The following is a 14,049-nucleotide window of genomic DNA, read 5'->3' as shown; positions in this document are numbered from 1 at the left end:
CCAGTCTCAGGCCGCGTTCTCACTCAAAGCCAGAAGATCTCGGTCGCGGCGAGTGCGATTGATGAGAAGTAGGTTTGTGGGCCGCGGTCATAACGGGTCGCAACCCTCCTCCAGTCCTTGAGCTTGCCGAACATGATCTCGCATCGTTGCCCGGCAGGGCATCACAAAGCGATGTCCCGAGAGGGGATCATCAAAGTCGTCTCCTCACCGTGCTCGTTGACCAGACCCGCCATGATCTGGGCGAAGACGCCCTTATCGCTCAAACGGTTGTGGAGTGTCTTAAATACTCCACCATGACGCGAAACTTCTCGGGCACGCTGAAACTTGTTTTCCGACCCGCCGAGGAATCTCCGCAGATAAGCGGGGCCGTTGCCATAATCGAAGACGGCTTGTTTGATCGCTTTCCCTGCGACGCGATTTTTGGTCTGTACAATCACCCCGAAGCGCCTGCCGGGGCAGGCCTGTTGCGCTCTGGCCCCTTGATGGCGGCGGCGGATGGCAGCACCAAAACGGTCAAGGGCAAGGGGTGGGCATGCCGCAGGCCCGCATCTTTGCGTCGATCCGATTGTCGTCATCTCGTCCATCGCGACGACATTACAAACCTTCGTGTCGCGCAGTGTCGATGCCACGCAGACGGCTGGAGCGAGCCACGATCGCACAGACCGCCGTGATCGTCAGCAGAACGTGGTGGCGGGTGTCTTCGTGGTTCATTCTTCTTCTCCGATTGCTCAGCTGGAGAAGAAATGATGTCGATCAGGGTTCGCCTGAAACGCGGATATGCCAGTAATCGTGTCTGAATCAATCGATCAAAGGAGGAAAGTCTCTCGTCCCGCTGTCGTCCCGGAGCTGTGTCCGCAAAATTTCGACCAGATCTTGGGCGGTAAAATTCATTGAAAATCAATGGGTTTTGAATGGTGCCCGGGGGCGGAATCTTATGACCCCCTCTCTCGCTCCAAAACGCCTTAATTTATTGACTTTCAAGGGATTGGTGTCGAATCCTGTGTGGAGCAAAATGTGGAGCGTGAAGTGGAGACGCTGCAGCCCGCATTCAGGCATAGGATCGGCTGGAATAGAGAGGGGCATCAGCATGGCGGGACTGGTCAAGCGCGGAGACACGTATCATCTCAGGATGCGGGTGCCACGCCGGTATGCCTCGGTGATGCCAGGCAAGCACGAGATTCAGCGCAGCCTCCGGACAAGCGACGAGAAGCTCGCCCGTGCCCAGCTTCTTGTAACAGAGCAGCACATACTTGCAGAACTGGATTTGCTTCTCGCTGGCCGTTCCTCTCCAGGCTCGCGGGAGCATTTCGAGGCTGCAAGCGGCCTCGCCGCGTCCCGGGGGTTCGTCTACCGAACGGCAGACGAGTTGGCGACTGGTCCGTTGGAAGACGTGCTTACACGTTTCGCATCGTTGAAGTCTTCCAAGGATGATCCGGCCTCCGAGGCCACCTCGGCGCTGCTGGGCACTGTAGAGCGCCCCCGGCTCACGATCACGGAAGTTGCTGAATCGATGGAAAAGAGGTTCCCTGAGGACGTGAAATACAAGAATGATCGTCAGAAGAGTGTCTGGCGATCCAGGTGGACACGGCCCGCAGCCAAGATTGTTGAGCTGCTCGGCCTTGACCCGGTGTTCACCGAGATTCACCGCGTCAATCAAGCTCTTCCTTTCCGGGATGCGCTGCGCGACCGGATCATTGAAGGCGATATGCTGGGGCGGAGCGCGCAGAAGGAAATCCAGCTTCTGAATCTCATGTGGGGAAAGTTCCATGAGTCGCTGGGCATCGATGAACGGGATATGCCCTTCTCGCCCTTCGCAGGCCTCGGCAAGGGCTTCAGCAAGCTCGATGAAGAAGAGGGCCGGAAACTCCAGGTGCCCTTGGAAATCATAGCGGAGAAGATTGTTCCCGAGGGCGCTCTGGATTTCATGAATCCGCAGGCCCGGGACATCACCCTGGTTCTGACAGAGACCGGCGCCCGGCAATCCGAGATTACCGACCTGCCTCCGGGCTCCATCTTTCTTGATGCGCAGGTGCCTCATATCTGGATTCGTCGGGAAACCGGCATCTGGGCTCGCGAGATCAAGAACAAGCAGAGCAAGCGCAAGATTCCTCTGGTCGGAGTGGCGCTCGAAGCGATGCGCCGGAACCCGGAAGGCTTCTCCCAGTATCGCCACAAGGGCACCTATTCCGCCACAGCGAACAAGGCCCTGCACGCTCATGGCTTGTTGCCGGAGGAAGTGACCATCGGCGGCCTCCGGCACAGTTTCGAGGCGCGGCTGAAAGCGGCCCTTATCGAGAACGACGACCGGGCAGAGCTGATGGGCCACTCGGTGAAGAAGGCGCGCGGCCGCGAAGTCTACGGTGACGAAATGGAGCTTCGGAACAAGCTCGAATTGCATCGCCGGATCATGTTTACGCCGCGGCGAGCATAGCACGGCGTTCCCGCCGCTCCCGGATTCTGTCCCTGGTGTCGTTCTTCGCCTTCAACAGCGCAAGCTCGCGCTCAAGGCGCTCGTAGATGCATTCCAGCGCATCGCCGTCAGCGCCTTCCTCTATGGCGTCTGCGAGAAAGTCCATCGCGTCTTCGATTTGCTTGATTTGCGCGGCGCGCGACTGGCCTATTTTCACGTAAGGCATTGATTTTCATGACCTCATTAAGTTTGAGGTCAGGAAATGGTATTGAAAAAAACTCTCCGGAAATCGCCTCGATCAAGGTTCGATATCTCGTCCGGGCACTCCGTCTGGCTCCGCATCAAAGCCGCCCGAGACCGGCATTTTGGGCGGCCCTGCCGCGTTTCTAATTCCTCAAAAGAAAGGCCGCCTCGAGCGGAGGCGGCCTCAAGAAATCCGGTTCGCGGGATGCCAGTCCCCAACCGGCGTGAGGACAAACAGGACCATGCCCTACACCGATACCCTGAACATAGATCGCCGGGATTCCACCGGCAATATTTCCCTGCCATCTCCAGAACTGGTCGCGAAGCGTCTCCGGGAAGCCAACGCGGCCGCCTCGTCGTTCCTCGCAGGCGAGGTAGCCAGAGGCAAAATCACGCCGCGCCAGGCCCAGACGATCGCAGAAAATACCCGGTTCGACATCCCCGGCGCCGACGTTTCGGGGGGGAGCGGCGCGCAGCGCCGCGATGGGGGCAAAGCCCCCCTTGGCAATATACGGAAATTCGTTGAGGGCGGCGACGACAAAAATCAAGAATTTCATATATACAACAAAGACTTGCCACACGCGGCGATGCGCAGAAAGCTGTACAAGAATCAAGCCGAGGCTGCGCGCCTGCTCGCGACATCGGAAATCTCGAAACAGGTTCGGAAATGCCTCTGCAAACTGATCTACGGGGAGGATGCCGTGAACGTCCTCAAGCGCGAGAACCGCGCCCGGTATGACAAGCTTGTGCTGTGCAAAGATGTCTGGGCTTGCCCAGTCTGCTCGCGCAACAAGAGCCGAGCCAATGCCATGCGGATCAACTATGCCCTGGAATGGGCGCGGAAGCAGCCGCGCGACGAGCAGGGCCTGACGGTGCAGGTTGCAATGATGACCCTGACCGCTCGGCATAGCAGGCGGACGAAGCTCAACAAGTTCCTTACCGCGCTTCTCGCCGCCAAGCGGGCGATGTTCGGCCGTGCGGCTTGGCGGCGCCTGAAGGCCGAAAGGGTTGTCGGGTTCATCACCGCGCTGGAGTCCACTTGGTCGGCCCACAAGGGCTGGCACCCGCATTTCCATATCCTGGTGTTCATACGAGCCACGGATCAGGCGGGCGCGATTGCGCTCCTCGAAGAACTGCGAGTGGACTGGAAGGGCTGCGCCCGGAAACAGGGCCTGACGATGAACGCGCATGGGTTCGACCTGCGCGGCGCCAGCGCAGCCGGCCACTACGTCGCCAAGTTCGGCGCCGGCACGGAAGTTGTCATCGAGGACCGGAGCGGCGTGAAGCGCGAATCTGCTGCGGCCGAGATGGCCCTGAATGACACTAAGCGCGGCAAAGGGGACGGCTCCATGAACCCTTGGCAACTCCTGGAAGCCAGCCGCAAGGCTCGTGAGAAGGCCCGGATGCTGCGCAGGGTCGCCAAGCGCCACTACGAGGCAGGCGAGGCGGCGCAGGCTGCACGGGGCGAGAAGCTGGCTGCCGAAGCCGAGAAGGCAGGACGACAACCCGCCGCGCTCTTTGTCGAGTTCGCCGAGACATTCAAGGGCCGGACCCAGCTCGACTGGTCAAATGGGTTCCGCGATCTCGTCGGGGTCGAGGCACGCGAGCAGGAGGCCAAGGAGAAGGCCGATGTCGAACGGGCCGAAGGCCCGGACGAAGTGATGTTCGCTGCTATCGCCCGACCGGACTGGATCGAGCTGATGAAGGTCCGGTTCCCGAAGTCCCGGCTCTTGGAGATTGCCGAGCAGGATACTGATGCGGAGGAAGATTTCTGGGAAGCAATCGAGGAGGCAATCGGAAAGCCCCCGCAGCGGTCGCATGAGGCTCTTGCCGGGCTGAAGGTCAAGCATGAACAGCGCCGCTGGAAGAGGGCGAAAGGCCCGGTTCCAGAACAGGCGTAGCGCAGCGAAGACGGGCGGAATTCGACCTGCGCTGGATGAGAGCAGGCCCCTATGGCCACAGGATGCAAATGGGGGTTGCCGATACGGTCAACTGCTCCGTCGAGCTTTCCTGCAACCAGCAAGACATCGAGCAAAGGAGCATGTCCACGGAATACGCCGTCCTACAGCTCGATGGCGCATCCACCTCTGGCCTGCCTGTCCTGCTTGCCAGTACTCTCTCTGACAGCATCGGGCGCCAGCTCGGCCTCCGGGCTCGCGGCGTCCGTCGCGCCTCCGTCCCCGGTTCCTTCAGCCAGCCGTGCAAGGATCGCGTCGGCTGCGCGTGTGGCGCGCGCCAGATCGCCGCGGAGTGCCCAGAGGAGCTTCCCGGCACGGCCGGGATTGGCGCGGGCCTCGGCCAGCAGGGCCGCGCCGAGGATCATGCGCGCCTGGTCGTCGTGATGCTGGCTCATTGCTTTTCCTCCCGGAGGCGCGCCATCTTGCGCGCGTGCTCGGTCATGGGGCCAGCGAAAGGCCCGGCGCCGCTCCTTTCGCGGATAGCGCGGCGGCTGGCGGCCTGCGCCACGGCGGCGTAGCGCGCGGCCTTCTTGCGCGCGTAGCCCGGCCCGTCTGGCCCGCCGGGGATGAGCCGCTCGGAATTCTCGGTCAGGTCCGCGACCCCGGCCTGGTCGTCTTCCGGTATCCGTTGCGCCAGCGCGCGGAAAACCGCCCGGGCCTTCTTTTCGTCTCGGTTGAAAAGCCTCATCAGCAGCTCGCCTGCGATGGCCGCGCCCCGGCCGGGTTTGCGCTCCTCAGCGTTCAGGACCGCCCGCGCGGCATTCCCGTATCTGTCCATGTTCTCTCCTTACTTCACGATCTGGCGCCGCCTTGCGCGCTCTCTCTTTTGTCTGTCTTTCGCGCCCATGACGGCGGCCAGGCCTTTTTCGCGTGTGCCGCCTTTCGGGGCCTCCCGGCGCTCGTTCACACGCCGCGTGATCGCGGCCTGCCTATTGCGCTCCTTCTCCGCCTCGGCCGGGTCCGCCGACGGCGCGGTCGTGGCCTTGCGGGCCTTCTCCACCTCCTTCCGCTTCCGCGCGGCTGCCCTGGCGCGGTTCTTCCCCAGCCTTGCCCAGATGGCCCGGAAGAAGTCTTCGGCCATGTCGGCGGGCTCCTCCCGCGCTGCGGCGTAGTCCTCGACCGTCATCACGTCATCGAGCACGGCTGCGACGGCGCGCGCGATTGTCGTGTTACGCTTACGGCGGCGCAGGTTCGCAGCGAATTTCCGCGGCGCGGGACTCGCCCTGTCGGCCTTTCGGTCCCGGCGGCCCTTGTGCAGGACCGGGCCAAGATGTTCCGTCGGCTCCTGGGGCGCCCGGCGGCCCTCGGCAACCTGCTCGGCGTAAGCCGAGAAATCGACACGGTAGACGATCCCGTTCCGTGCCAGCGCGGCGTTGGTCATATCCTCCCATGCGTCCCGGCGCTTGCGCAGCTCGGCTTTCGACCGGGACGGGCCGCCCTTTTCGGCGGAGTTGGTGTCGGTCATCTCGCGGGTCTTCTCTCCCAGCATCGTGCGGCCGTCGGCGCCGGTCTCCACGCGCCGCGTCGTCTCCAGGACATGGATGTGCCAGTTGCCGTTGCTGCGGGTCTCGCCGGTCTTCGGGTCAATCTTTTCTTCAGGCCGGTGCAGGGCGACCATTGAGGCCGTGCCGTATTCGGCGTGCAGCCAATCCGAATATTCCCGGCCAAGCCGTTTCATCTCTGATAAGGGAATGTCCGCTGGGAGCGGCAGGATGATGTTGCGCGCGACTTGGGCATTGCCCTTCCGCTCCGCCTTCTCGGCAGCATCCCAGAGGCTTCCGGCGTCCCCGTTCCATCCGATGACCTCCACCGCCTCGCAGTCCGTCCGCCAGGCGTAGCTGAATCGCTCGCCCGTACGCGCATCGGTCAGCGCGGCGCGCGCGTTGTAGGCCGCCGTCCGGACCGCGTTCCCGCCGGAAGCTCGCCGGACGATGAGGAGCTGCGGGCGTCCGATTTTGTCGTTGAGGGGGCGGCCGCATCGGCTCACCGGGGCGAATGGGGCGGCCATCTCGGGGCGTTCCTTTCCTGTTCATCGCGTGTCCTGAACAGGATATAGGCCCGGGATCGCTGGTTCCGGAGTGACGCCGCAGGCGACGAGCAACGCGAGTTCACCGCCCTCCGCCAGGAGCGCCGGGACCGCCGGAGGCGGTCTGCAAACTTGTTTGCTTATCTGCGCCTTGGTCGTTTCTCTTCCTCGGGTTTTCCGCTTCGCGGATGCTCTGCCTATGTCCGTAGAAACAGCGGTAACTGAGCCCGGAAATGCTCGAAACCTACACTTGCAGAATGATCCTGCTCCTTGCCCTCGGGCTCTTAGCCTGGGGCGGGCTGCACGCGTGGGATGCGGCGCAGGGCGCCAGAGGCGGCGCGCAGGAACTTCAGTGGACCGGAAAGGCGGGGAGCGGGATGATCCAGGCCGCAGGGGCCATGAACCCGTTTTCCAAGGCCGCGAAGGCGGCCGCAGAACAGAGACGATGACAAAAGGAGGCAGACATGCCGCGAAAGACACCGGAACAACAGGTAGAGCACTACCAGCAGCTCCTTGACGCTGCGAAGGCGCGCAAGCGCGAGGAAGAACGCCGCGCGGAAACGCGCCGCAAAATCATCCTCGGCGCGGGGCTCAGCGCGCTTGCGCGCAAGGAGCCCGGCAAGGCCCGCGAGGCGGTAAAGATGCTCTTCCCGCATCTCGCCGAAAACGATCGGGACACACTTCGCCCGTTCTTCGAGTCGCTCGTTGAAGCAGCTTCCCGGGGGGCGTAGAAGCCCGCACGGGCATGAGGGAGTTCCTTTTCGCCGCGGTGGCAATGGCTGCCCTCTCCTGCGCCACGCTGACAAGCCGGGCCGCGTCCTATGCCGTCAGCATCCCCGTGCCTCCCGCATGACTTCGTAATGCTCCAAGATGCGCCGCAGGGCCTCGGCCGCGAGGTCGGCGGATCGGAGGTCCAAGGCGCATACCAGCGTGCTGCCCTCCGTGTCCGGATCACCGGACAGGGCCTCCGCCTCGGGTATGAGCTGCGGCGCGGTCATCCCGCGGTATCCGCCCTCCGGCCCCATCTCAATCCTGACGCGCGCATACACGCAGGGCCAGCAATAGTCTCCGTCCTGTCGGGTGGCCGCGAGGTGCCGCCATTTCCGGCTGGTGGGGTGGTCGATCTTGCCTTCGATGGACCGGGCGGCCTCGGCCGCCCGGCACGGCATCTTCGCGGCGATGGCGGCGGCGCCGGTCAAGCTCATGGTTTTCAGCCGTTCCTGTTGGTTCTGTCGGTCTTGTTCGACCAGCCGATGGCTTCGGCCAGCATGCGGAGCGCATTGCGGTGGGCCGCGCGCCAGTCGCGCCCGGCCGGGTCTTTCTGTTCGGCCTGCATCCAGCCGAGTGCCGCGCAAACGGCTGCCCGGGTGTTCTCTGGACCCCGCCGCCAGTCCTCCGCCGCAGCGGCGTCCTGCGGCGCGTCAGCAGCCGCGGCAGGTCCGACCGGGGGCCGGGGCGCCACCCTCTTCTCTGCCGTCTCCAGATCGCGCCGGAGCGCCGTGTATGCTTCCGGAGCCCTCCCCTCAATCCCTTCCATGAATGCCTCAAAATCGTCGGTCAAGCCGCGATCTCCCGGCGTTTCTCATCTCGCCGTTTCCGCAGCTCTGCGATGGCGGCCTCGCATTCGCCGATCCGGAGCGCGCAAGATGCGACCCCCTTCCAGTTTCCGACCTTCTCGGCGCGGCGCATGTCTCGCCGCTCATATGTGATCCATTTCTTGATGTCGGTGATGCCCCACTCATCTGAGAAGCCATCCAAGGGCGATCTCGCCCGAGCGAATGCAGCGCAGCCTGCAAGGGCAATATCGGTTTCGTCGCCGGTCTCGATGGCCTTCCTCAGATCGCTGATCTGGCCCGAGATGTAGATGTATGCGGCCTCTATCAACCAGTAGGGCGCAATGTCCTCGTAGTCGTAGACCTGGTTGAGGCAGCGCTCGCCGTTCTGCGCGCGCTTCTCTGCCTTAATCTTCTCGTGGTTACTGAGCATCTGCCTGCCTTTTCTCTACCCGGGGGACGGTGCCCGGTTCCTCATCCCGTCCTACGTAGAAAGTAGGTTCGGAAGAATCCGGCCAAAAACCTCCGGGGACAGATAGGTAGGACTTCCGGAAAAGAGCGCTCCGAGATGGGGCTGGAGCGGAGAGGGCAGTTGCAGCGTTGCAAGAGGAGCGGACAAACGGCTCACCATCAGGATATTGGACCGTCCATCCGTCAGGCGGACGAAACGATCTGCGGCGCAAATCGTGTCGGGTCTGTGCGCCCTCCGCGAGAAACGCCCGGGGACGACCGGCCAGTTCCTCTCGCCGTCTTGGCCTGATCGCTGATCACGCGCAGCGTGTCCGGGGAGAGATTTCTTTTCTCGGCATGCCCGATCTGCTTGCCAGCCACCGAGAACGGTGGACAAGACAGGCCGCCGGACAGCAGGTCAATCCCTTCGTAGGGTTTCCCGTTGAACCACGTCAGGTCGGCCTAATGCTCCTGAACGACATTCCGCTGCGGCCGGTTGAGCGGCAGCGTCTCGCGGCAGGGCTCGTAGATCTCGACAAGGGCCTCGTGGCTGAACCCAAGCCCATTGCAGTAAGTGGTGCCGGGAGGACCGAAGAGGGCTCGAAGCGAAATGACCGTTTCCAGCCCAGCCTTGCACTTACAAAGTCGCGGGTTGCCGCATGTGCATACGGCTGATGCCAGCCCAAACGCGACCGTATTCTCGAGTCGCCCAACCCTGTGAGCCCGACCTTCATTTTAAGGTCATTGGACCACCGCTATGCGGGACCTTTCTTCCGTTCGCCGCACCTGCTGAGTTTGCGCTGCAACTGCGAAGCCGAGCGGGAGGAAGGGCGTAAGCCGTCGTTCGCTGCGGCTTGGACGAATCACCGAGACACGCAGCTAAGCAGACCTTCTGTGAGAAGAGCAAAATTCCATTGCAGTGTCAGAGCGATGCATCTTGAGAGAAATGGATATACAGTGGGGGAAGGTTGCTCTTGCATCCGCGTGATCGAGAGTGAAGTGTGCCAGGGAGCACCAATTCACCCCCTGCGTAAGAACGGGGGCGGCCCCAAAATGCAGGTTCAATGATATGAGTGATATTCACAACGCTTTCGTTTCGAAATCGTTTTTGCGTTCGGTGTGGGCTCATGAATACGATACCTTTAAGGACAGCGTCGAAGAGGCTGAGTTGATCGAACGGCTCCGGCGTTGGGCCGCGCGGGGCAACCAAAAAGAAACCACGGCACAAGCCGCGCTGCTGGAAGAATTCTTCCGAGCTACATGGGGTTACGTGCAAGCCGGCCAGGCAGGTGGAGAATCGAATTACACACTTTACCCAGCGTTTCCTGTCGCAGGAGCTGGACAGCGGGGCGGTATGGGCGAGGCCGATGCTGCGCTCGGCTTCTTTTCCCCGAACGAAACCACGCCCGTTCCGCAGGTGCTTGTTGAATTCAAAGACATCAAGAGCGCCCTCGACGCTCCTCAGAAGCGAAAAGGCAATTCCAGGTCTCCGGTAAAACAGGGTCTTGATTATCTGTATGCGAGCCGGAAAGGCATGTTCGGTTATGAGTCAATTATTCCGACCTGGGCAATTGTCACCGATATGAATGAATTCCGCCTCTATTGGGCGGATCGCGGTGAGCGGCAATACATCAGCTTCGCTATCGAGAAGAAAGACCTTCTTCAGCACGCCACCTTGTTGAACGACACAGAAGAGGGGCGTTTTGACCGGTTCTTGTTTTCGCGCCTGTTCCACCGCGACACCCTGATTGTGAGCGGCACCAGTGGCCGCGCTCAATTGCTTTCGCTCATTCAGCAACAGCGGTTTCGCCAAAGCGAGCTGGAGAACCGCTTCTACGCCGAGTATCGCGGTTTCCGGGAGCACCTTTACCGCATCCTTCTGGAATATAACGGCCCGGACACCGACCGCTTTCCCGGGACCAAGGGACGGCTGGTTCGGATGGCCCAGAAAATCCTCGACCGGGCGATATTCGTGTTCTTCTGCGAAGATATGGGTCGCGCCTTGGGCTTCCCGCCCCAACTTCTTCGCGACTACTTGATACGGCAGGCCGACGATCAGTATTTCGACCCTAAAGGTGGGGAAATCTGGCAATGGCTGCGCCGCCTCTTCAAGGCGATGAACGATGGCCGGGCCTTTGGCGATCACCAAATCAACCAGTTCAACGGTGGCCTGTTCGCTCCCGACCCTGACCTTGAAAAACTGCATATGCCCAACAGTATCTTCTGCGAGCGCGGGCAGGGCCAGAACGAAGCCAGCCTCGCGGCGAACAAGCTGACGTTGCTCTACCTGTCCGCGAACTACAACTATGCCTCCAGCTGGAGCGAGGGCGTGGTCAACGACCAACACGTGCCCTCTGCCAAGCGAGACCCGGAGCGCAGTATCGGCCTTTACACCCTCGGGCGCATCTTTGAGCAGTCGATCACCGAACTCGAAATCCTCGAAGCCGAGGAAGAAGGCCGCAAGTCGGTCAACAAAGAAAGCAAGCGCAAGCGCGATGGCGTCTACTACACGCCCGAATGGGTCGTTGAACGCATCGTGGATGAAACGGTGGGCCGCCGCCTGACCGATCTGAAGGCCGCCTGCGGCTGGCCGTCCGAGAAAAAGAACAAGCTGCCCACGATCAAGGCCATTGACGCCTACGAGGCAGAGCTGCGCGACATCCGCATTGTCGACCCTGCCTGCGGTTCTGGCGCGTTCCTGATCACTACGCTGGCGTACCTGCTGGATGAGTGGAAGGCACTCCGCGATCTGCGGCGCCAACTGGGCCAGAAGATGGCTGAAGAGGATTGGACTGACGCAGCCGTGCGGGAAATCCTGCGCCGCAATCTCTATGGCGTGGACATCAACCCGGCGTCCGTCGAGATCACCAAGCTCGCGCTCTGGCTCCACACCGCGCGATCCGACAAACCGCTGTCGTCGCTCGACAACCATATCCGTGATGGAAACAGCCTGATCGGGCCGGAGTTCTACGATGGTCTTGCGCCCTACAGTGCGGACGAGAATGAACGGATCAACGCCTTTGACTGGCGGGCCGCGTTTCCCGGAGTATTCGAACGTGGGGGGTTCGATGCGGTCGTCGGCAACCCGCCCTATGTGAAGCTCCAGAATTTCCGCAAGGCCCATGCCGACATGGCCGCGTTCCTGAAACGTGATCCAGAGGATGGCGGGGTCTATCACAGCACCCAGACCGGCAATTTCGACCTGTATCTGCCTTTCATCGAAAAGGGCATCCAGCTTCTGAACGACGATGGCCGCCTGGGCTACATCGCCCCGTCTGTCTGGCAGATGAACGAATATGGAGCGGGGCTGCGCGGGATGGTCGAGACTGGCCGACATCTCTGGGGCTGGATCGACTTCGGCTCGCACCAGATTTTCGAAGAAGCGACGGTTTACACTGCGCTCATGTTCTTCTCGAAGCATCCGAACGACGAGGTGGCGGTAGTGAAGGCCCCGAACGGTGTAGTGGCCGAAAGCCCGTGGGAGGCCGACCACATCCGCTTGTCCTATGATCGGTTGACCTTCGGGGATCGCTGGCTGCTGGTGACAGGGAGCGAGCGTGACCTAATCGACAAGCTGACGGGCAACGGGGTGCGGTTGGATGATCCCGGCGTGACACGCAACATCTTCGTCGGCATCCAGACCAGCGCAGATCATATCTACCACTTGAAACGGTTGGGAGCGAACCGCTACGAGGAAAAGCCGCCGAAAGGGGCCAAGCGTGGGCGTGTGGTCCAGATCGAAGACGAGATCATGAAGCCGCTTGTGTCTGGCGCGGAGGCCTGCCGCTACCTGACACCCCAGACCGATACCTATCTGCTGTTCCCTTACAGCCTTGGCGGCAATCGCCCGAGCCTGATCCCGGCCAGCACCATGCAGACCCAATATCCGAATGCCTGGGCCTATCTTTTGGGACATGAAGAAGAGCTTCGCGCCCGTGAGGACAGTAAGTTCGACAACGATGAATGGTATCAGTTCGGGCGCAGCCAAAACCTTGGTAAGCAAGAAACCCCGAAGCTAATGGTGGCACAGACCGTCAACAGTATGCAGGTTTCGGCGGATTGTAAGGGAGCCTTCTATATCAACAACGTCCGGGTGAACGGCATCATGCCGGCTCGGAACGTGTCTCTATGGGGCACCTTGGCTGCGCTTAATGCCAAGCCCTGCGATTTCTACTTCCGGAAGACGGCAAAGCCCAAAGACAACGGGTATTACGAGGCGAACAAACAGTTCATCAAATACTTGCCAGTCCCGCTCGCAGAGGGCGATGACAGCGCGGCGCTGGCTCGGGACGCTGAGCGTCTTCAAGCGCTATATGACCAGCTGCGGCAGGCTCTGGCTGACATTGCCCTTCGAATGGGAGCTGTCAGCATCCGGCCTCGCCCGGACGACTGGCTGTTCCCTGATTTGCCTGATCTGGACGACTTAAAAGATGCTGCGCCCAAACGCCTGATCGGCACAGAGCGCCGCAAATGGGCCAAGGACCGTCTCGCCCGCGAGGTAGAGGCCCGCCAAGCCGCGCTGGAAGAGCACCTCAAACCCGGTGTCGCCCTTTCGGCAGAACTCAAACGCGGCGAGCTGCGCTTCATGGTCGACGGCATTCCCGCCGTCACAATGATCTTCCCGCCCCCAAAACAGGCCCCGTTCATCCTCGCCCAATGGAAGGTGCTCGCCAGCCGAACCGAGGTCAGCGCCCGCCTGACCGGCAAGAAGCTGGCGACCTTGTTGAAGAAGGTTGCCGTGAGCGCGGACGATCACATCATGGCCGACGTGATCCGCCTGCAAGAAGAGATCGCCACAGTCGAGGCCGAGATCGCCACACTGGAGAACCGGATCAACCAGACGATCTATCGCCTGCATGAACTCACTCCCGAGGAGATAAATATGATAGAGGCGACTGTATAAGGTTTTGCGTGGGCGGCCCAAAACACGCTTACTCCAAAAGGGCAAAGTGGCAATGTGTCATGGAAGTCTGCTTCGGGAGAGCTGCGCCGCAACGACGGACGATTTAGCAAAGGGCAGGTCAGGGCCGGGCGCGACGAGCGTTTTCATTCTGCAGCTGCAAACTCACTCAAGAGAGCCGTGGTCATTGTAGCCTCGTAGGAGCCGTTCGCTGCGCTCAACGCGAACGGCAGGAAGCCCGCTATAGCCGTCATTCATCTGACATCTCCCGTAGAAACTTTTGGGAGGTCTCAGTCGGCATGGTGTCGTGCTAACAGGGCCATGAGCCACACGCTGCACCATTTACTGCAAGGGGCTGGGACTGAACCCCGCCTTTTCGACCCCGAGGGTCTGTCCGCCCGCGCCCGCGCAAAGCTCGATGGGTGCAAGTGCCGCCAAGTCTTGCTGCTGCCTTCGTTCTTGTTATGTTCTTTATGTTTAGCCGTGCAGGCTCAGCGGTGCAATAATGC

At 61.4% G+C, this 14,049-nt stretch carries 13 protein-coding genes and 2 pseudogenes; 6 read left to right on the top strand and 9 right to left on the bottom strand.

Going from position 1 to position 14,049, the window contains the following annotated elements; all coding sequences use genetic code 11:
• Window positions 1-23: 23 nt before the first annotated feature.
• Window positions 24-146, bottom strand: a pseudogene (locus ABFK29_RS16310) (IS5/IS1182 family transposase); the annotation flags it as partial.
• A 147-nt stretch (window positions 147-293) separates the two neighbouring features.
• On the opposite strand from ABFK29_RS16310, the pseudogene ABFK29_RS25165 reads away from it, so the two are divergent.
• Window positions 294-392: pseudogene (locus ABFK29_RS25165) on the top strand (hypothetical protein); the annotation flags it as partial.
• 695 nt (window positions 393-1,087) lie between these two features.
• Window positions 1,088-2,431 (top strand): DUF6538 domain-containing protein, encoded by a 1,344-nt coding sequence (locus tag ABFK29_RS16300; RefSeq protein WP_005862270.1) that lies wholly within the window; start codon window positions 1,088-1,090, stop codon window positions 2,429-2,431.
• Here ABFK29_RS16300 and ABFK29_RS16295 read toward each other — a convergent pair.
• On the bottom strand, window positions 2,412-2,636 hold the full coding sequence (locus ABFK29_RS16295) for a hypothetical protein (protein ID WP_005862268.1): 225 nt from the start codon (window positions 2,634-2,636) through the stop codon (window positions 2,412-2,414). The genes ABFK29_RS16300 and ABFK29_RS16295 overlap by 20 nt on opposite strands.
• A gap of 259 nt (window positions 2,637-2,895) precedes the next feature.
• Between ABFK29_RS16295 and ABFK29_RS16290 the strand changes: the two genes are divergently transcribed.
• Complete coding sequence (locus ABFK29_RS16290) at window positions 2,896-4,554, top strand: protein rep (protein ID WP_005862266.1); 1,659 nt, start codon at window positions 2,896-2,898, stop codon at window positions 4,552-4,554.
• A gap of 161 nt (window positions 4,555-4,715) precedes the next feature.
• On the opposite strand, the gene ABFK29_RS16285 is transcribed toward ABFK29_RS16290, so the two are convergent.
• From ABFK29_RS16285 to ABFK29_RS16275, 3 genes are read right to left on the bottom strand one after another with little or no spacing between them, the layout of a single operon-like run.
• The gene (locus ABFK29_RS16285) at window positions 4,716-5,006 is read right to left on the bottom strand and encodes a hypothetical protein (RefSeq protein WP_005862264.1); all 291 of its coding nucleotides are present in this window, start codon (window positions 5,004-5,006) and stop codon (window positions 4,716-4,718) included.
• A complete protein-coding gene (locus tag ABFK29_RS16280) occupies window positions 5,003-5,389 on the bottom strand; it encodes a hypothetical protein (protein ID WP_005862262.1) in 387 nt (128 codons plus the stop codon). The genes ABFK29_RS16285 and ABFK29_RS16280 overlap by 4 nt, the downstream gene beginning before the upstream one ends.
• Window positions 5,390-5,398: 9 nt before the next feature.
• Window positions 5,399-6,619: a MobA/MobL family protein gene (locus ABFK29_RS16275; protein WP_005862261.1), complete on the bottom strand. Its 1,221-nt coding sequence runs from the start codon at window positions 6,617-6,619 to the stop codon at window positions 5,399-5,401.
• Between the two features lie 251 nt (window positions 6,620-6,870).
• Here ABFK29_RS16275 and ABFK29_RS16270 point away from each other — a divergent pair, with 251 nt between their 5' ends.
• Together ABFK29_RS16270 and ABFK29_RS16265 are read left to right on the top strand one after the other, a co-directional pair.
• Window positions 6,871-7,086, top strand: coding sequence for a hypothetical protein (locus ABFK29_RS16270; protein WP_005862259.1), 216 nt, complete (start codon window positions 6,871-6,873; stop codon window positions 7,084-7,086).
• 15 nt (window positions 7,087-7,101) lie between these two features.
• Window positions 7,102-7,368, top strand: a complete 267-nt coding sequence (locus tag ABFK29_RS16265) for a hypothetical protein (protein WP_005862257.1) — start codon at window positions 7,102-7,104, stop codon at window positions 7,366-7,368.
• Between the two features lie 96 nt (window positions 7,369-7,464).
• On the opposite strand, the gene ABFK29_RS16260 is transcribed toward ABFK29_RS16265, so the two are convergent.
• From ABFK29_RS16260 to ABFK29_RS16245, 4 genes are all read right to left on the bottom strand, one after another.
• Entirely contained in the window at window positions 7,465-7,842 is a 378-nt protein-coding gene (locus ABFK29_RS16260; protein ID WP_005862256.1) for a hypothetical protein, read from the bottom strand.
• A 5-nt stretch (window positions 7,843-7,847) separates the two neighbouring features.
• Entirely contained in the window at window positions 7,848-8,198 is a 351-nt protein-coding gene (locus ABFK29_RS16255) for a hypothetical protein (protein ID WP_005862253.1), read from the bottom strand.
• Entirely contained in the window at window positions 8,195-8,623 is a 429-nt protein-coding gene (locus ABFK29_RS16250; RefSeq protein WP_005862251.1) for a hypothetical protein, read from the bottom strand. Before ABFK29_RS16250 ends, ABFK29_RS16255 begins: the two co-directional genes overlap by 4 nt.
• Before the next feature lie 221 nt (window positions 8,624-8,844).
• Window positions 8,845-9,042 (bottom strand): hypothetical protein, encoded by a 198-nt coding sequence (locus tag ABFK29_RS16245; RefSeq protein ID WP_347100469.1) that lies wholly within the window; start codon window positions 9,040-9,042, stop codon window positions 8,845-8,847.
• 667 nt (window positions 9,043-9,709) lie between these two features.
• Between ABFK29_RS16245 and ABFK29_RS16240 the strand changes: the two genes are divergently transcribed.
• Window positions 9,710-13,543 (top strand): Eco57I restriction-modification methylase domain-containing protein, encoded by a 3,834-nt coding sequence (locus ABFK29_RS16240; protein ID WP_040604980.1) that lies wholly within the window; start codon window positions 9,710-9,712, stop codon window positions 13,541-13,543.
• Window positions 13,544-14,049: the final 506 nt, after the last annotated feature.

Source organism: Sagittula stellata E-37, assembly GCF_039724765.1.
Lineage (GTDB): Bacteria > Pseudomonadota > Alphaproteobacteria > Rhodobacterales > Rhodobacteraceae > Sagittula > Sagittula stellata.
The sequence above is the reverse complement of the archived record's forward strand: the minus strand, read 5'-3'. Positions and strand labels throughout refer to the sequence as shown.